The 17,194-nt window shown below is 51.9% G+C and carries 16 protein-coding genes; 10 read left to right on the top strand and 6 right to left on the bottom strand.

All coding sequences use genetic code 11. From position 1 onward, the window contains the following. Nucleotides 1-252: 252 nt before the first annotated feature. Nucleotides 253-1,089: an NRDE family protein gene (locus ACJJI7_RS04850; RefSeq protein WP_020414271.1), complete on the bottom strand. Its 837-nt coding sequence runs from the start codon at nt 1,087-1,089 to the stop codon at nt 253-255. 95 nt (nt 1,090-1,184) lie between these two features. Here ACJJI7_RS04850 and lgt point away from each other — a divergent pair, with 95 nt between their 5' ends. The 10 genes from lgt to ACJJI7_RS04800 all read left to right on the top strand — a co-directional run bounded on the left by lgt (nt 1,185) and on the right by ACJJI7_RS04800 (nt 9,751). Next, nucleotides 1,185-2,036 (top strand): prolipoprotein diacylglyceryl transferase, encoded by an 852-nt coding sequence (gene lgt / locus ACJJI7_RS04845; RefSeq protein ID WP_020414272.1) that lies wholly within the window; start codon nt 1,185-1,187, stop codon nt 2,034-2,036. 6 nt (nt 2,037-2,042) lie between these two features. Then, complete coding sequence (locus tag ACJJI7_RS04840) at nt 2,043-2,876, top strand: thymidylate synthase (protein ID WP_444902532.1); 834 nt, start codon at nt 2,043-2,045, stop codon at nt 2,874-2,876. A 10-nt stretch (nt 2,877-2,886) separates the two neighbouring features. After that, the gene (locus tag ACJJI7_RS04835) at nt 2,887-3,396 is read left to right on the top strand and encodes a dihydrofolate reductase (protein ID WP_020414274.1); all 510 of its coding nucleotides are present in this window, start codon (nt 2,887-2,889) and stop codon (nt 3,394-3,396) included. A 287-nt stretch (nt 3,397-3,683) separates the two neighbouring features. After that, nucleotides 3,684-4,466, top strand: a complete 783-nt coding sequence (locus tag ACJJI7_RS04830) for a DUF3450 domain-containing protein (RefSeq protein ID WP_020414275.1) — start codon at nt 3,684-3,686, stop codon at nt 4,464-4,466. Continuing rightward, a complete protein-coding gene (locus tag ACJJI7_RS04825) occupies nt 4,463-5,833 on the top strand; it encodes a MotA/TolQ/ExbB proton channel family protein (RefSeq protein ID WP_282952256.1) in 1,371 nt (456 codons plus the stop codon). Before ACJJI7_RS04830 ends, ACJJI7_RS04825 begins: the two co-directional genes overlap by 4 nt. Before the next feature lie 14 nt (nt 5,834-5,847). Next, nucleotides 5,848-6,375, top strand: a complete 528-nt coding sequence (locus tag ACJJI7_RS04820) for a MotA/TolQ/ExbB proton channel family protein (RefSeq protein ID WP_282952257.1) — start codon at nt 5,848-5,850, stop codon at nt 6,373-6,375. A gap of 115 nt (nt 6,376-6,490) precedes the next feature. Further along, nucleotides 6,491-6,892, top strand: coding sequence for an ExbD/TolR family protein (locus ACJJI7_RS04815; RefSeq protein ID WP_282952258.1), 402 nt, complete (start codon nt 6,491-6,493; stop codon nt 6,890-6,892). Between the two features lie 5 nt (nt 6,893-6,897). Beyond that, nucleotides 6,898-7,515 carry an energy transducer TonB gene (locus ACJJI7_RS04810; RefSeq protein ID WP_282952259.1) on the top strand — a complete coding sequence of 206 codons (618 nt, stop codon included), beginning with the start codon at nt 6,898-6,900 and terminating at the stop codon, nt 7,513-7,515. A gap of 11 nt (nt 7,516-7,526) precedes the next feature. Further along, nucleotides 7,527-8,879: a tetratricopeptide repeat protein gene (locus tag ACJJI7_RS04805; protein WP_020414280.1), complete on the top strand. Its 1,353-nt coding sequence runs from the start codon at nt 7,527-7,529 to the stop codon at nt 8,877-8,879. A gap of 221 nt (nt 8,880-9,100) precedes the next feature. Continuing rightward, nucleotides 9,101-9,751 carry an energy transducer TonB gene (locus ACJJI7_RS04800; protein WP_282952260.1) on the top strand — a complete coding sequence of 217 codons (651 nt, stop codon included), beginning with the start codon at nt 9,101-9,103 and terminating at the stop codon, nt 9,749-9,751. 48 nt (nt 9,752-9,799) lie between these two features. Here ACJJI7_RS04800 and ilvD read toward each other — a convergent pair whose 3' ends face one another. The 5 genes from ilvD to ACJJI7_RS04775 form a co-directional block, all read right to left on the bottom strand. Continuing rightward, entirely contained in the window at nt 9,800-11,635 is a 1,836-nt protein-coding gene (gene ilvD / locus ACJJI7_RS04795; RefSeq protein ID WP_282952261.1) for a dihydroxy-acid dehydratase, read from the bottom strand. 126 nt (nt 11,636-11,761) lie between these two features. Further along, on the bottom strand, nt 11,762-13,084 hold the full coding sequence (gene argA / locus ACJJI7_RS04790; protein WP_020414283.1) for an amino-acid N-acetyltransferase: 1,323 nt from the start codon (nt 13,082-13,084) through the stop codon (nt 11,762-11,764). Nucleotides 13,085-13,199: 115 nt separating this feature from the next. After that, on the bottom strand, nt 13,200-14,363 hold the full coding sequence (gene argE, locus ACJJI7_RS04785) for an acetylornithine deacetylase (protein WP_282952262.1): 1,164 nt from the start codon (nt 14,361-14,363) through the stop codon (nt 13,200-13,202). Further along, nucleotides 14,341-15,219, bottom strand: a complete 879-nt coding sequence (locus ACJJI7_RS04780) for a DMT family transporter (protein ID WP_020414285.1) — start codon at nt 15,217-15,219, stop codon at nt 14,341-14,343. The genes argE and ACJJI7_RS04780 overlap by 23 nt, the downstream gene beginning before the upstream one ends. A 178-nt stretch (nt 15,220-15,397) precedes the next feature. Next, the gene (locus ACJJI7_RS04775; protein WP_444902533.1) at nt 15,398-17,098 is read right to left on the bottom strand and encodes a thiamine pyrophosphate-binding protein; all 1,701 of its coding nucleotides are present in this window, start codon (nt 17,096-17,098) and stop codon (nt 15,398-15,400) included. Between the last annotated feature and the right edge of the window lie 96 nt (nt 17,099-17,194).

Raw genomic sequence — 17,194 nt, 5'->3', positions numbered from 1 at the left:
GCGCCGCACTTGCGCGAATATCAACCAATTTCAGTCTGTGAAAGTAAGTATGGCAACAAATGAGGAATTTGCTTGGCGTTTGCTTCTTCTTAGATTAAGTGTGAAAGAAAAAAGCGACAATCTAGCTGTATCAACCATGCACATTTATTCTTTTTGGTGGAAATAATTCCATTAGTGGGTGGGTGCTTGTACGATTAGATACGGCTAATCAAATGTGAAAAGTGGGCTAAGTCACAGTTTTTCATGGGGTTTTTATGGCTCTGGAGGAGCGAGGCAAAAGTGACGCAAGGGTCCCTGCGGCTCACCATTTTCAAAGGTCTGTTCCCATAACTGGCTGGCGCCATTTCGATTAAAAGCGACTACGGTGCTGGCGCGAGTACCGTAACCTCCAGTCAAGTTATCTGTTTTGGTGTCGGCTGGCAGAAGTTTTTCCCTATGGTTTATCTGTACGAATATTGACGACAGGGCTCGTTCAAGGGAAAGGCCAACCCCCGTTTTGGGAAGGTTTGCGTCCGCAGCTCTTTGTCTGTCTTGAAGCAAGCTGAGGGCTGGCTCTACGAAGTTATGGCCGGAAATTGGGCCCTTGATATTTTGTACAATCCGTTCTAAACCGGCCTTTCCCTTTTCGACCTTGGGCCAGGGGGCATCTGGTGCTCCGTTGGAAATTCCGTGAACCCCTGCCGTAAATAAAAATGGAGTGTGGCGATTGCCGGCACAGGTGAGAGGGTGTTCTGCTCTCAGGTCAAATAGCAGCGCATTAAAGCCGCGGTAGCGAGGCCCTTGAAGGGTCCTGGCAAATTGCTCTGGTGTACTCATGCCAGTCAAAAAATTAACCGGAATTTCCCCTCTGGAAAGCGCATTGTCAGGTTCGGGTGTGCCGGGTTCGCGGATATTAGTGACTGCGGCGACACGGCCGGGGGATATGCCTGCCCAGGTGCCGCCAGCTTCCAAATCCCGCCCGGCTACCAAGCTTCCCGTGTTCCACTGCGCTGCTGGGGCGGTAGGACGAGCGTAGAATTCATCTCGATTGGCGATCAACAGGAGTGGGTACTCGGGGTGGCAGCGATAGGCAAACAGTAGTAGGCACATAGCGGCTTCCTGGGAGGTGGGGAAGGGCGCGCCCCTTTCGCTGCGGGGCGCTTTGCGACCATAATACGCGCTTAACAAACAATCTCGATTCCCCCATGCTGACTTACCCTGAAATAGACCCGGTGGCCATCGCTATTGGCCCATTAAAAGTGCACTGGTATGGCTTGATGTACCTGTTCGGCTTTATCGCAGCCTGGTGGTTGGCACTGCGTCGCAGCACCAAACCATGGTCTCCGGTAATTAAATCAGAAGTCGAAGACTTAATTCTTTACTGTGCAATAGGCGTAGTTGTTGGCGGGCGACTCGGTTATATGTTCTTCTACAACCTGCCGCAATTGATTGAGAATCCGCTTTCGCTGCTTAAAGTGTGGGAGGGCGGCATGAGCTTCCACGGAGGCCTGGTGGGAGTGATGCTGGCTACCGTTCTCTACGCCCGTAAAATTGGTACAACCTTCCCCGTGCTAATCGACTTTGTGGCTCCCTTGGTGCCTATTGGCTTGGGACTGGGCCGGATGGGCAACTTTATCGGCCAGGAACTCTGGGGCCGGCCGACTGAAGGCCCCTGGGGCATGGTATTTCCCCGCGATCCTGAGCTGCTGTCCAGGCACCCCTCCCAGCTTTACCAGGCATTTCTTGAAGGGCTTGTGCTCTTTGCTGTGCTCTGGTGGTTTTCCAGTAAACCGCGTCCACGCCTTGCCGTAGGCGGTATGTTTGTTCTGCTTTACGGCATATTCCGCTTCCTCGTGGAATTTGTGCGGGAACCGGATGGTCATATCGGTTTCGATCTTTTTGGCTGGATGACCCGTGGCCAGCTTCTGAGCCTGCCGATGATTTTGGCCGGTATCGCTCTGCTGGTGTGGAGTTACCGAACCCAGCCTCTACCAGAGGGGCGTAGTGGTAAAAATGGCAATAAGCGGACGCGTTCCCAAGTTAATGGCGGAGCATAGCAATAGATGAAGCAGTACCTCGATCTAATGCGCCATGTGCGCGATCACGGCACGGAAAAAGGTGACCGTACAGGCACCGGCACCTTAAGCGTTTTTGGGTATCAGATGCGCTGTGACCTCGCGGAGGGGTTTCCGCTAATTACCACGAAAAAGTGCCATTTACGCTCGATCATCCACGAACTCCTTTGGTTCTTGCGGGGGGATACCAATATCCGTTACCTGCAGGAAAATAGGGTAAGAATCTGGGATGAGTGGGCCGCAGAAGATGGTGACCTGGGTCCGGTTTACGGCCATCAGTGGCGCTCCTGGCCGACACCGGATGGCCGTCAAATCGACCAGATTGAACAGCTGGTACACCAATTAAAAACCCGTCCCGATTCCCGGCGCCTGATTGTCAGTGCCTGGAACCCGGCAGATCTTCCCGATGAGGGGATTTCCCCGGCAGATAATGCCCGCGAGGGGCGTATGGCGCTCGCTCCCTGCCACGCGCTGTTTCAGTTTTACGTGGCTGAGGGTAAGTTGTCCTGCCAGCTGTATCAGCGCAGCGCAGATATCTTCCTCGGAGTCCCCTTTAATATTGCTTCCTACAGCCTGCTAACCCTGATGCTGGCACAGGTTTGTGGCCTTAAGCCGGGCGAGTTCATTCATACTTTTGGTGATGCTCATCTCTACTCCAATCACCTGGAGCAGGTTGAGCTGCAATTGCAGCGTGAGCCTCTGCCGCTACCAAAGATGCAACTAAACCCCGATGTGGAAGATCTGTTCGCCTTCCGCTTTGAAGATTTCGAGCTGCAAAACTATGAAGCTCATCCGCATATACCGGCACCGGTCGCGGTTTAAGGGGAGAGGTATGGATACATCTATCGCCCTGATTGCGGCTATAGCGCGCAATGGTGCTATCGGTAAAAACAATGAGCTCCCCTGGCGTATTTCAGGTGATCTGCAGTTCTTTAAGCGCACGACTATGGGCAAACCTGTAGTGATGGGGCGCAAAACCTATGAGTCTATCGGCCGACCTCTACCGGGTCGCGTCAATATCGTGATCACCCGCAATCGTGATTGGGCAGCTGAAGGTGTCGAAGTGGTGGACTCTCTGGAGTCCGCCCTGGACCTTGCCCGTGAGCGGGCCTCACTGGCAGGTGCGGCTGAATTGATGGTGATCGGTGGGGCGCAGGTCTACCGCCAGGCCCTACCAATGGCAGCGCGACTCTATATCACCGAGGTGGATGCCGATGTGGAAGGGGACGCCTTCTTCCCAGAGATTGACGACTCATGGGTCGAAGTGGTGCGGGAGTGTTACCCTGCTTCAGACAAGAATGAGTACAACTACGCATTAGTTCAGTACGACAGATTTAAATAAAAACAATTTGATTAAAAGTTGATCAATCTGTTAAATTCTGCGACAGCCTACACAAGGAACACCGCCGCCAATGTGTGCAAGTGACCCGGTTTTGTTACCCGGTTGTTACCTTGCTACCCATGCGGGCCGATGCTGACAATCGGCATTTGAATAATCAAATCGGCTGTTTACAATGTGCGGCTCTTAGCTGTCTTCTAACCAATGTTTTTAAAACAAAAGGACACCGCGTTGTGGCAGCTAACTCATCGCGACCATGTTGTGAAATATTGAACCCACTGGGGGGTCTAATGAAAACCAAGCGATTCATGGCTGTGGCGCTGACCACTGCGCTGTCTGCCGGCGCGCTCTACGGCAGCGTAGCCACTGCGGATACTCTCGATAACGTACTCGCCGTCGGCCAGCAGAAAACCACTGCGGCCCAGGCATCGCAAAAGCGCATCGACAAGATTGCCGAAGAAACTAGCAGCCTGCTGCAGGACTTCAAGGTGGTCAATAAAGAAATCGATGGTCTGCGCGTATACAACCGTCAGCTGGAAAAGCAGCTGGCCAACCAGCTCCAGGTTATCAATGAGCTGGATGCATCTATTGCCAACGTTACTGTCATTGAACGTCAAATCCAGCCGCTGATCCTGCGCATGCTGGAAGGTCTGGAGCAGTTCATCGAATTGGATGCCCCGTTCAAACTGGACGAGCGCATGGCGAACCTCGAAGGTGTAAAGAACAATATGGACCGTTCCGATATTACTGTTGCGGAGAAATTCCGTCAGGTATTGGAGCTGTACAACTTCGAAGCGGAGTACGCGCGTAAGATTGACACTTACGGTGATTCCCTGAATGTAAATGGCCAGGAGCGCGAAGTAAACGTGCTGCAGATCGGCCGTATCGCTCTGCTGGCTCAGACTACCGATTCCGAGATCTCTCTTGCCTACGATAAAGGCCAGAAAGCCTGGGTTGAAATCGATGCTGGCGAATATCGCCGCGCCCTCATGAATGGCCTGAAGATCGCCAAGAAGCAGGCCACTATCGACATCATGACCATGCCGATCCCGGCTCCGGAGGCAGCGCAATGAAATCCTCTATTGCCAAACGCGTATTAGTTGCAGCAGCGGCTGGCCTGATCAGCTTCTCTGCTGTTGCCCAAGAGAAAGCAGCTTCCCTCGACGATCTGCTGAAAATGGTTCAACAATCCAAAATTGCTGAATCCAAAGAGCACAAACAGCGTGAAGCTGATTTCCGTCGTCAGAAAGCTAATCAGCAATCTCTGCTGAACAAGGCCAAAGACACTCGCACGGCGGAAGAAAAGCGCTCTGCCGAGCTGGAAAAGAAATACCAGGAACAGGAAGTTGCTGTTGACCAGAAGCGCCAGCAGCTGGACGAGCGTCTGGGCTCCCTGAAAGAGCTATTCGGCCATATGTCCTCTACTGCAGCAGACCTGAGAGCGAATGTTGGCTCTTCTCTGGTATCTGCCCAGTATCCTGGCCGTACCGAGTTTATTGATGGCCTGCTGGCAAAGATGAACAGCGCTACTCAGCTGCCCACTATCGAAGAGATCGAACGCCTGTGGTTTGAGATTCAGCGTGAGACCGTGGAGTCTGGCAAGGTTGTTAAGTTCAACGCAACTGTGATCAAGCCTAGCGGAGAACAGGCTCAGCAGGAAGTTGTGCGTGTTGGTAACTTCAACTTGGTTTCCAACGGCAAGTACCTGGAGATGAATAAAGCCTACAAAATGGCTGAGTTGATCCGTCAGCCGGATGCCAAGTTCCAGGGTATGGCAGAAAGCCTGCAGGCCTCCACAGCTGGCTTCAGTGCATTTGGTGTTGACCCGACTGGTCCTACCGGTGGTTCCTACCTGAAAGCCATGATCAACAGCCCGGATATTGTTGAGCGTTGGCACCAGGGTGACATCGTAGGTTATATCATCACTGCAGTTGGTGTATTTGCGATGCTGCTGGCCATTTTCCGCCTGATTGTTCTGACCGGTGTTAGTGCCAAGGTAAGTGCTCAGTTGCGTTCAGCTACTCCTAATACGAATAACCCACTGGGCCGTGTACTGGCAGTAGCTGAAGAAAACAAAGGTGTCGACGGCGAGACTCTAGAGCTGAAGATGGAAGAAGCCGTTCTGAAAGAGCGCCCAGCAATTGAATCCGGTCTCAACCTGTTGAAGATTATTGCAATGGTAGCTCCGCTGCTGGGTCTGCTGGGTACCGTTACCGGTATGATCATTACCTTCCAGGCGATTACTATCTTCGGTGCTGGTGATCCTAAAGCTATGGCTGGTGGTATCTCTTCTGCATTGATTACCACCGTTCTCGGTCTGTGTGTTGCTATCCCGACTGTATTGATGCACACCATCGTTAACGGCCGCGCCAAGCGTATTCTGCATATTCTGGAAGAGCAGAGTGCCGGTATCGTGGCGGAAAACGCCGAGCGTAAATAAGAGGAGGCGGCAACATGCACGCATTAATCGACGCATGGGCCGCCGTCAACGCCTTTATGGCGTCGGGCGGGCCAGTACTGTTCCTGATCGCCGGCCTGACCTTCTTTATGTGGACGCTGATTTTTGAGCGGGTCTTTTACTTCAACAAAGCGTTGAAGGTTGATGTTCAAGGTGTGGTTGACCAATGGGAGGGACGCGGTGAGCGCAAATCCTGGGGGGCCCACCAGATCCGCTACGCGATGATCTCCCGGGTATCCGAGAAAATTCAGGACAATATGGATATGATCCAGGCTTGTGTTGCCCTTGCGCCCTTGTTCGGGCTGCTGGGTACGGTCTGGGGCATGATCAATGTGTTCGATGTTCTCGCGATTACTGGTGGTGGTGACGCCAAGCAGATGGCCAGTGGTGTATCCATGGCAACTATCCCGACAATGGCGGGAATGGTTGCGGCCCTCTCAGGTGTATTTGCCAACACTTACCTTGCCCGGAAAGCAGAGCGTGAGACTCAGCTGCTGGAAGACCATCTGACGATGGACCACTAAGCACACATAAGCGAATAGGCGAGCTTATTTGCTGTGAAGGTTTAGCCAACCAGATATTTTCACCGAGGGTGCTCCCTTGGAGCCCCTCGCGGGAAAGTTCGCTAAGAGAGTTGCTATGAGCAAAAGACAAAATACGGCAGAAGAAGAAGCGGGTGCTATTGACCTCACGCCCATGCTGGACGTGGTGTTCATCATGCTGATCTTCTTTATCGTCACCGCGACTTTTATTAAAGAACCGGGTGCTGATGTTGTGAAGCCGGATGCGACAACCGCTGAACTCAAGGCCGCCTCTATTCTGGTAGCGATCAACGACAGTGATGAGATCTGGATTGCCAAAGATAAGGTTGATGAGCGCCAGGTGAGAATTGTCCTGGAGCGCCTCTACTCGGAAAACCCAAAAGGGTGGTTGGTAATTCAGCCCGATAAGGAAGCGAGTATTGAGAAGATTGCCCTGATTGCGGAAGCTGCCAGGAAAATTGGCATCAAGAAAGTTTCGGTCGCGACAGAAAAGAGTTAACAGCTATGAATCCGGTAAGACTTCTTGGGGCAGGTACGTTGGCGGTAGCCACCACCTTCGGCCTCATCTTCACCATGCATCAGCTGATTCAGGCAAACATGAAGGCTCCAGAGGAAAAGGAGCAATTCAAAGTTGCCGATGTGGTGATGCCTGAGCAGAAGATCGAAACACAGTACGATACGACCAAACCGGTGAAACCGGAGGAGCCAGAAACGCCTCCGCCGGAGATGCCAGAGCCTGAGTTTGAAGACCCGAATATTGATACCAGTATCAGTGTTGCTGCCCCTAGAGCAGGTGGCGGCGTCAAGTTGTCGGGCTTCAGCTTTGGTGAGGGGGATTATCTGCCAATTGTTAAGGTGCAGCCTCAGTACCCTCGACGCGCCCTGCAGCGCGGAATGGAAGGGTATGTGATTGTGGAATATACGGTGACCACAAACGGTTCTGTACGTGACCCCATCGTAATTGAAGCTTTCACGCTAGATGGTAAGCCTACTTCTGTTTTCAACAGAGCTGCGCTTAAGTCTGCACTGAAATACAAGTACAAGCCGCGGGTAGTCGATGGCAAGCCGACCGAAGTTCCCAATGTAAGGACTAAGATCAGCTTTAATATGGCCAAAAACTAAGGGGAAGCACTATGAAGTTGACAAGCATTAGCAAAAGTTTGTCCAAGCTCGCTCTGCGCACCTCAGTAGCGCTGCCCCTGGTCTTGGCACCAGCAGTCAGTGTTACCGTGCTTGAAGCAGCGGGTGTTTCCGCATCTTTCGCCTCGGCACAGGCTCAAGAGCAAAAAAAGCCTAGTAAAGAAAAGACCCGTAAAGTTCCGGCAATGCGCGAAGCGGCGTATAAAAAACTGGAAAAGGCCCAGGAAGCTGCAGATGCAGAGGATTGGGCGGGTGCTCTTGCTGCGCTGAAGGAAATGGATGCGAGCAAGAAACGGTACAATGGCTATGAAATAGCACAGATGTACAATTTCTTTGGTGTGGTTTACTACAGTACCGAGCGCTACAAAGAGGCTATTCCTTACTTCAAGAAAGTGCTGAGTCAGGGTGAAAAAAACCTGCCAGTAGCACTTGAAGTGGGCACTTTGTTTACCTTGGCCCAACTTTATTTCGTAACCGAAGACTATAAGCAGGCGATCAATTACTTGAACCAGTGGTTCAAGGTTTCTGATCGTATTACTGCAGATTCTTATGCATTGCGTGCTCAGGCTTATAACCAAGTTGGTGACCAAGCTAAGGCACTGAAGGATATCAACGTAGCGGTATCCATGTATGAGAAAGAGGGCAAGGTACCGAAGGAAGGCTGGTACGGGTTGCAGCAGTTTGTGTATTTCGAGCGCAACGACTACAAAAAAGTAGCGGGTGTTCTGGAAAAATTAGTGCAGTATTACCCGAAGCCGGTGTACTACAAAACTCTTGCAGCTATGTACGGTGAGCTTAAGCGTGACAAAGACCAGCTTCATATGATGGAAGCAGCTTATATTGCTGGTGCTTTGGAGAAAGATCGGGATTTACTGAACATGGGCTATCTCTTTATGGGGCATGAAATGCCTTATAAAGGTGCCAAGGTTATTGCCAAAGGTATTAAAGAGAAGAAGATCCCTCGAACAGCTAAGAACCTGGAGACTTTAGCCCAGGCTTACCAGATGGCTCAGGAGCTGCAAAAAGCAATCCCTCAGCTGGAGGCTGCAGCTAGCTTGTCTGACAAAGGGGAAATTTACTCACGTTTGGCCGGTATCTATTTGGATCTGGATCAGAATGAGAAAGCCATTTCGATGGGCAAGAAGGCTTTTGCAAAAGGCAAAATTAAGCGTGTCGATCAGCTGCACATCGTGATGGGTATGGCTAATGCTAACCTGAAACGTTATGACGCAGCTTTGGTAAGTCTCAAGAAAGCTTCAAAAGATGAGCGCTCTAAAAAGTCTGCGCAGCAGTGGATCGCTTACGTTGAGGGTGAGAAAAAGCGTGAAGAGCAGTTAGCGATTTAATTTCCTTCAATTATTTACCTTTTTTTAGGAGGCCATACAGAAATGTATGGCCTTTTTTCTTTTCTAGAGTTCTCTCAATTGCCCAGGCTAAATAACCTGTATTAATGGACTATTTGCATTTTTTCGTGAATTGACTAATGATTAGAGTCAGCTGATCAGCTTTTTCCATTTCGGCACTCCAGATGCCGTTTTTGCACCCTAACAATAATAGGAGAGGTGTTATGGATAGAGCTTGCCCGCCAATTTCCAGCCCTGAATTTCTACTTACCTATCAGCTTTCTGGCTATGCCAAAGGTTTGGCCTATGCTGCCCTGATAACTCTCGGGTTGATTTTTTTAATGAGCCAGTTGATTTCCACTAATTTTGTGGAGCCGGTGGCTAAGCCGTTACCGACGATTCAACCAATAGATATCACTGAGAAAAAGGTGGTAACGGTTAAAGAGTACCAGGCACCGCCCAGCCCTCAGGATATTCCGCCACCAATTCAGCGCACTGAGGTGATCAGAGACGTAGAGATTATAGATACCATACCAACGGTTGCTCCGCCGGTTGCTGAAACTGGGGGTAACCCGGTTATTGTATCGAGAGAACCTCTTCCTGTTTATAAGCCCGCACCGCGTTACCCTAGTGTGGCTATGCGCAGAGGCATGGAGGGTTACGTAGTTGTGGAGTTTACGATAACCAAAACCGGAGCGGTGCGTGATGCCCAGGTAGTTGGGGGATTCGACAGCGCTGGGAAGCCTACCAATGTATTCAATCGCTCGGCACTGGCAGCGGCTGAGCGATTTAAATACCAGCCGCAAATGGAAGACGGTCAGCCTGTAGAGCGCTATGGTGTGCGTAATCGTATTACTTATAAGTTGGCGCAATGAAATAAAAAAACGGCCCTCAAAGAGGGCCGTTTTACTTCATGTTTTTAGTCAATTAATTTCTCGCACCGCGCCCCGATCGGCACTGGTGGCGAGTAACGCATACGCTTTAAGAGCTTTACTAACCTTGCGGGGGCGAGATTCACCCGGTTTCCAGGCTTGTGGGCCGAGGCTGACCATATCCTGGCGGCGTTTCTCGAGCTCCTTATCACTAATCGCGACCTCTATTTTTCGGGCGGGAATATCAATATGTATTGGATCTCCATTTCGCACTAAGGCGATAGTGCCACCAGAAGCTGCTTCTGGTGATACATGCCCGATAGAGAGGCCGGAAGTTCCGCCTGAGAAGCGACCATCAGTAATTAATGCACAGTGTTCCCCTAATCCCTTGGATTTCAGGTAGCTGGTGGGGTAGAGCATCTCCTGCATACCGGGGCCGCCTTTGGGGCCCTCATAGCGCACTATCACGGCTTCACCTTTGTGAACTTTGCCCTTGAGAATATGCGAAACCGCCTCCTCTTGGCTCTCAACCACATGAGCCGGGCCTTCAAAATGCCAAAGCGCCTCGTCTACGCCGGAAGTTTTCACTACGCAGCCATTAGGGGCCAGGTTGCCGAATAAAACTGCCAGCCCGCCCTCAGCAGAATAAGCATGCTCGGCTGAGCGAATACAGCCTTGCTGGCGATCGACATCAAGAGTTGGCCAGCGGCAGGCCTGGCTAAATGCGGTCTGTGTGGGAATTCCTGCGGGACCAGCCCGGTAGAAGTCACGCACCGATTGCTTATCGGTGCGAGAGATATCCCATTGCTTTAGTGCATCCGCTAATGAGCCACCGTAGGCTGTGGGCAGGGAGGCATCAATTAACCCAGCAGATTCCAATTCGCCGAGAATCGCCATTACCCCACCGGCTCGGTGGACGTCCTCAACATGGTACTTCTCTGTGTTAGGCGCGACTTTGCACAGTTGCGGTACCTCGCGGGAGAGTCGATCGATATCCTGTAAGTTGAAGTCGATATCGCCCTCCTGGGCAGCGGCGAGTAGATGTAATATCGTGTTGGTCGAGCCACCCATGGCGATATCGAGAGCCATGGCATTCATGAAAGCACTGCGGTTGGCGATATTGCGAGGCAGGGCGCTCTCGTCATTTTCTTCGTAGTAACGCTTCGTTAGCGAAACGATTTCTCGTCCTGCGCGCAGGAACAACTCTTTGCGGTCCACATGGGTGGCTAACAGGGTGCCATTGCCTGGCAGTGAGAGGCCCAGTGCCTCAGTCAGACAGTTCATAGAATTTGCGGTGAACATGCCGGAGCATGAGCCGCAGGTAGGGCAGGCGGAGCGCTCGTACTCTGCAACCTCTTCATCAGTTGCTGTATCCGTAGCAGCGATCACCATCGCATCGACAAGATCCAGTTTATGATCGGCCAGCTTGGTTTTACCGGCCTCCATTGGTCCGCCGGATACGAAAATAACCGGGATATTCAGACGTAGAGCGGCCATCAGCATTCCCGGAGTGATCTTGTCACAGTTGGATATACATACCAGGGCATCAGCACAGTGTGCGTTGACCATGTATTCTACTGAATCGGCGATAATCTCACGGCTGGGCAGGCTGTAGAGCATGCCGTCGTGGCCCATGGCAATGCCATCATCTACGGCGATGGTATTGAATTCCTTGGCGACACCACCGGCTCGCTCTATCTCCCTTGCCACCAGTTGTCCCATATCCTTCAGGTGTACGTGGCCCGGCACAAACTGGGTGAAAGAGTTGGCGATGGCGATAATCGGCTTGTGGAAATCGGCGTCGGTCATTCCTGTGGCTCGCCACAGTGCCCGGGCGCCGGCCATGTTGCGTCCGGCGGTGGAGGTACGGGAACGATATCTGGGCATGGTACAAGCATCCGGCTGTGTAAATTAGAGCGTCAGCTTATCAAAAAAATCCGATATCTGGGATATTTTCGCGCAAATTGATCAAGTTGCGCGACTTACTAGGATGAAAATTGCGGATGGAGCAGTTTATGCAGGAGGGCTGGCAGTGATGCGTTTACGCAGAATCCGCGAATTGCGCTGAATATTGTAGAGAGACTTGCGAGATGTGGGCAGGTCCTTGATCGCCACTTGCTTAAACCCCTGCTCAATAAACCAATGCTCGGTCTGCGTGGTGAGCACATAGAGCTCATCGACATTTAGGGTGCGGGCCTGACGCTCCAGGTGTCGCATCAACTTGGCGCCACGGCCACCGCCGCGGAATTCGGGATGGCTGGCCACACAGGCAATTTCCGCTGCTGATGTGATCCCGCTGTCATCTCTGATCGGGTAGAGAGCAGCACAAGCCACCGGGGTCCCATCGACTTCTACCAGAGTGAAATGCTCAATCTCTGCTTCGAGCTTTTCCCGAGAGCGGCGTACCAGGACACCCTGCTTCTCCAGCGGGCGAATAAGGCCGAGAATGCCACCAACATCGGTGATACGCGCACGGCGCACCACTTCATAGCTATCCCGGTAGATCATTGTACCGGCACCCTCGCGGCGAAACAGCTCCTGGATAAGAGCGCCATTCTGACAGTAGCTGAGCAAATGGGTACGAGCGATCCCGGAATTACAGGCGCGTATGGCACACCCTAGAGCTTTGCTTCGTACTCGAGCAGAAACTTGTTCAGCCTGTACAATACTGAGTTCGTGAACCGGGTTACCGTCCAAGATTAACTGGGCAGGTTCGCGGAACAGTACCAGCTTCTCTGCTCGTAATACCCGCGCTGCCTCCGCTGCCAGGTCGAGGTAGTTGATATTGAACAGTTCCCCTGTCAGCGAAGTGCCCAGTGGAGAGAGCAATACCAGCGCACCCTGGTCTAAGGCTTGCTCAATGGTATTGACTTCCATTCTCCGAACGGTACCTGTCCAGCCCAAGTCGACACCATCAAGCACTCCGCAGGGCCGTGCGGTAACCAGGTTACCGGAAATCACTTTCAAAGCTGAGCGGGCCATAGGGGAGTCAGGTAGACCCTGTGAAAATGCGGCTTCGATATCAAATCGCAATCTACCCACCGCAGCTTTAATTATCTCCAGGCTCTCTCGATTGGTGACCCGGTTATTGTCGTGAAAGCGGCTCTCTATGCCGCTCTCAGCAAGGGCCCGGTTCACTTGGGCGCGGGCGCCATGAACGACTACCAAGCGCACGCCGAGGCTGGCGAGTAGCGCTAGGTCATGCACTAAATTACGGAAATTGGTGTGTTCCAGGGCGTCACCAGGGACTCCAATCACCAGGGTGCGACCGCGAAGATCGTTAATATAGGGTGCCGCATGGCGGAACCAGTTGAGGGAGGCGCTATCGTCGCTCACTAATGCCTTTCCGTTTACTGAGGTACTTGCCAGCTTAAAGACAAGTATTGGAGGTTTTATCTACTCCAGGCGAAGTGCCCAGACTCCTGCTGTATGCCGAGTTAGGGTGCTGTGCTTATAGGCAGAAGCGGGCTATCAGTTTGCGTAATATATCCACCATGGGATTGATACGCTCTAGCCCAAGGTATTCATCTGGCTGATGGGCTACGTCAATATCACCTGGACCCAGCACAATAGTGTCAATGCCCATGCTCTTCAAGTAGGGAGCCTCTGTAGCGAAGGCGACGCTTCCGGCGGTATGGCCACAGAGTTTTTCTGCAGTCTGCACCAGCTCAGAATTCTGCTCTTGCTCGAAAGGTTGTGCACCTGGAAATAGGGAAATCACTTCCAGGCGAATTCTGTCGTTGTCGATACAGCTGGCTAGACGTTTTTGCAGTTCAGCGCGCAGGTCTGCCAGATGCATGCCTGGTAGTGGGCGCACATCGAATTGCAATTCAGTAGAGCCGCATATTCTATTAGGGTTGTCGCCGCCATGGATGCAGCCCAAGTTCAAGGTTGGGACAGGTACGGCAAAGCCCGGGTTATTGTATTTTTGCTGCCATTCGGCTCGCAAAGACATCAGCTCTCCAATTACTGAGTGCATGGCTTCCAAGGCATTGGCGCCAAGGCTGGGATTGGAAGAGTGACCGGACTGGCCGGTGATTCGCACTGCCTCCATCATTATCCCTTTGTGCATGCGTATAGGGCGCAAGCCGGTGGGTTCACCTACTATCGCAAAGCGCCCGTGGGGTTTCCCTGCTTCGACCAATGCCTGTGCCCCAGCCATTGAGGTCTCTTCGTCGGCCGTTGCAAGAATCGTAAGGGGTTGGCGCAGAGGCTTATTTAAGAAGGACTTGGCCGCCTCAATGGCAAGGGGGAAGAACCCTTTCATATCGCTACTACCGAGGCCGTATAGGCGATTGTCTCGCTCTATCAGCTTGAAAGGATCGGACTGCCATCGGCCCTCATCATAAGGCACTGTATCGGTATGTCCGGATAAAATCAGTCCGCCATTGCCATCGGAGCTGCCGCCCAAAGTGGCGATCATGTTGGCCTTGAGAGGGTTGCCTTTCAGGGGCAACAATTCCACTTTAAAATTGAGGGCTTCCAGCCAGGTTGCCAATAGTTCCACCACCGGTCGGTTCCCCATATCGAGCGCTGGATCTGTGGCACTGATACTCGGAGTGCCAACAAGCTGGCGCAGTTGCTCCTTGAGGTTAGGTACTGCGGTACTCGCCATAGTGGATCTCCCTTTTCCTGTTGCGCCATTCGCTAATTATTACGGCTGCGGTAATTACACCACCTCCCACTGCCAGTTTTGTGATATCGGCTTCTCGATTCCAGATTAACAGGTTTACCAATAAGCCCGCGGGAATCAAGGCGTTATTCATAGCTGCCAAAGTTGTGGCGGAAACCTGGGTAGCGCCTTTGTTCCAAAGAAAGTAGCCAAGCCCTGATGCGGCCAGCCCTAGCCAGATTAGTACACCCCACTGAATTTCGTTTTGCGGATATTTGGCTTCACCCAATAGTGTCCAGGCTGTCACGGTAACTAAGCTGGCACCCAGGAAAAACCAGCCGAAAGTTTGCCTGGGCTCAAGTGGCTGTCGGTGCTGCATGAACTGCTTGTAGGCTACTTGGCCCAGTGCAAAGCATAGATTTGCCCCTTGGACCATGGCGAATCCATTCCAGTAGTCGCCATTCGGTTTATCCCAGCGAATAATAGCTGCCCCGGAAACTGCTAATAGTGCGATTGCCAGATTCCATAAAGAGACTCGTTTCTTGAGGAGGTCGTATAAAAGGGCAATATACAGAGGAGTAAATATGGTAAACAACAGGACTTCCGGGACGCTCAGAAGAAGGAATGACTGGTAATAAAACAAATACATCAGCCCAAGCTGTACACCACCAATAGTCATAAGGGTTAAGGCAATGCGAGTGCCTGAGCGACGCCACCGCAACATCGGCAAAAATAGCAGGGAGGCGAGTAATACCCGGCTCATTGCGGAAAAGTAGCTATCCACCTGGCCGGCCAGGTAAACCCCGATCAAACTGAAGGAAAGGGCCCAAAGGAAGGTGACAAAGAGTAGCAGTGGCATGGATAAGACGTAAGTTAAGTAATGGACATTATTATGTTCAGGAAAAGTAGTATTACCGGCGTGCTAGCCAATTGGAAGCGGTGCTATAGAGCACTTAGGTTTTGTAAATAGAGGCTAAGGCTGGACGACTAATGCTCTTACTTGAGCGCGAACGTAGTTCTCATTTTACCTGGTTTTTTTACATGCTTCGGTTTGCACGGCCGTTATTACGCGCAACCTGGTTCCCCCAGCGCAGCAGATTCACATTGCAATCGTTGCGGTCGATGATCACTTCTATCAGGCAGAGCCCTTTACGGCTTTTAGCCTCCTTAATAGCTTTATCCAGTTCCCCCTCGGTACTGACTTTACAGCCCCAGGCATCACCTTCTCCCGCACTAAATACTTCAACTAATTGGGCGTAGTTCCAGTTTTTAATCTTATTGTAAGGGCCATCATGGATTTCCACTTCAATGGTATAGCCACCGTTGTTGATCAGGAAAATAATCGGGTCGACCTGATAGCGGATCATGGTGGAAATTTCTTGTGCAGTCAGCTGGAAAGAACCGTCGCCAATACAGGAAATAAGGCGGCCTTTGTCCTTCCCCAGTGCGTAACCAAGAGTCGCCCCTACTGACCATCCAATACTCCCGTATTGCATCTGGATTTCAAATTGTGCACCTTCAGGCAGGGATAGCTCCATACCGTTAAACCATGAGTCCCCTGTTTCCACCAGCAAAGTGCTTTTACGGTCGAGCAGTTTCTGTATTCGTGTAAACAGTTGCCGGATAGATAGTGGAGTCTTGGCTTTGCCTGGCTGAGGAATGTGTTTTGGACTGCTGACTCTTCGGTAGGCCTTGAGTGCACCATCGTTGGGTTTGAGTTGTCCTACAAGAGCTTCAAGCAGGTCGTTCATGTGCACATTGCTGTAACAGGTCTCCCCGAGTTGTATTGAGGCCGGGTGGCAGAAGATTGCCCGGCTTTTTTCAAAACCCAGTTGGTGTCCGGTAGTTGTGTAGTCAGTGAATTGTGGTCCTGCGAACAATAGCGCATCGGAGGTATCAATTATCTCACTACAACCTGGCGTACTCACTGGCCCCCAATAGATCCCCATAAAGTTCTCGTGTGCCTCAGACACTATGCCCTTAGCATCGGGCATGGTGGCGACGCCGTAACTACAGCTTTGGGCCAAATCGTGAAGGGCGATGCGGGCATTGGCTGCACGGATTTTACTTCCGGCGATCAGTACCGGTCTCTCAGCGGCATTAAGGAATTCGGCAACATGCTTGGTTGCAGCGTTGAGGGAATCGGGATCGCTGGTAGCGCGCCTGGCAAAACCGCGGGGTATGGGTGCGGAAGTTGGAGCATTGGCGACATTTGCGGCGATCTCAATGTATACCGGTTTGCGGCGCAACATTGCCGTATCAATTGCGCGATCGATAGCGGCGGGTGCCAGTGAGGGGTGGTGGATGATCACGGTTTCTGCGGTTATGCGGGAATACATCTCTCGCTGATAGCTATAGTCGACCTTGCCCAATGTGTGATGCAAGTATTCCCACTCAGCTTCAGAGTTGGTATTTGGGCCCCCAGAGATAGCGATTAGCGGTAGGTCCTCGGCATAGGCTCCTGCAACGGCATTAATCATGCTCAATCCACCAACGGAGAATGTGACCACCGCCGCTGATGGCCCACCAGTGGCACGTGCATAGCCATCGGCGGCATAGCCTGCATTTAGCTCATTGCAACAGCTGATCATCTGTAAGTCCCTGTGCATCAATAGCTGGTCCAGCAGTACCAGGTTATAGTCGCCAGGTAGAGCAAAATAATGCCGGACTCCCGCATCTTTTAACCTCTGCGCGAGGTAGGTTCCGACAGTCCATTGGCATGTGTTAGTTGTCTTCATTGCAGTGGAGGCCAATTGCTTGGAGAGGCTGGAATTCCCGGCTGATAAAAGGGCAGGCTATCTCGCCCTGCGTTGCAACAGCGTAGCTCAAACAGG

The sequence above is a fragment of the Microbulbifer variabilis genome, assembly GCF_056232115.1.
Note: the sequence above shows the minus strand (reverse complement) of the source record. Positions and strands in the feature narration are given on the sequence as shown.

What these genes read in the sequence shown, in the direction of transcription:
- ACJJI7_RS04825 (WP_282952256.1), top strand. Translation starts at nt 4,463, where the DNA reads ATGAAATCCTCTATTGCCAAACGCGTATTAGTTGCAGCAGCGGCTGGC.
- lgt (WP_020414272.1), top strand. Translation starts at nt 1,185, where the DNA reads ATGCTGACTTACCCTGAAATAGACCCGGTGGCCATCGCTATTGGCCCA.
- ACJJI7_RS04775 (WP_444902533.1), bottom strand. Translation starts at nt 17,098, where the DNA reads ATGAAGACAACTAACACATGCCAATGGACTGTCGGAACCTACCTCGCG.
- argE (WP_282952262.1), bottom strand. Translation starts at nt 14,363, where the DNA reads ATGGCGAGTACCGCAGTACCTAACCTCAAGGAGCAACTGCGCCAGCTT.
- ACJJI7_RS04820 (WP_282952257.1), top strand. Translation starts at nt 5,848, where the DNA reads ATGCACGCATTAATCGACGCATGGGCCGCCGTCAACGCCTTTATGGCG.
- ACJJI7_RS04835 (WP_020414274.1), top strand. Translation starts at nt 2,887, where the DNA reads ATGGATACATCTATCGCCCTGATTGCGGCTATAGCGCGCAATGGTGCT.
- ACJJI7_RS04800 (WP_282952260.1), top strand. Translation starts at nt 9,101, where the DNA reads ATGGATAGAGCTTGCCCGCCAATTTCCAGCCCTGAATTTCTACTTACC.
- ilvD (WP_282952261.1), bottom strand. Translation starts at nt 11,635, where the DNA reads ATGCCCAGATATCGTTCCCGTACCTCCACCGCCGGACGCAACATGGCC.
- ACJJI7_RS04830 (WP_020414275.1), top strand. Translation starts at nt 3,684, where the DNA reads ATGAAAACCAAGCGATTCATGGCTGTGGCGCTGACCACTGCGCTGTCT.
- ACJJI7_RS04850 (WP_020414271.1), bottom strand. Translation starts at nt 1,089, where the DNA reads ATGTGCCTACTACTGTTTGCCTATCGCTGCCACCCCGAGTACCCACTC.
- ACJJI7_RS04815 (WP_282952258.1), top strand. Translation starts at nt 6,491, where the DNA reads ATGAGCAAAAGACAAAATACGGCAGAAGAAGAAGCGGGTGCTATTGAC.
- ACJJI7_RS04780 (WP_020414285.1), bottom strand. Translation starts at nt 15,219, where the DNA reads ATGCCACTGCTACTCTTTGTCACCTTCCTTTGGGCCCTTTCCTTCAGT.
- ACJJI7_RS04840 (WP_444902532.1), top strand. Translation starts at nt 2,043, where the DNA reads ATGAAGCAGTACCTCGATCTAATGCGCCATGTGCGCGATCACGGCACG.
- ACJJI7_RS04810 (WP_282952259.1), top strand. Translation starts at nt 6,898, where the DNA reads ATGAATCCGGTAAGACTTCTTGGGGCAGGTACGTTGGCGGTAGCCACC.
- ACJJI7_RS04805 (WP_020414280.1), top strand. Translation starts at nt 7,527, where the DNA reads ATGAAGTTGACAAGCATTAGCAAAAGTTTGTCCAAGCTCGCTCTGCGC.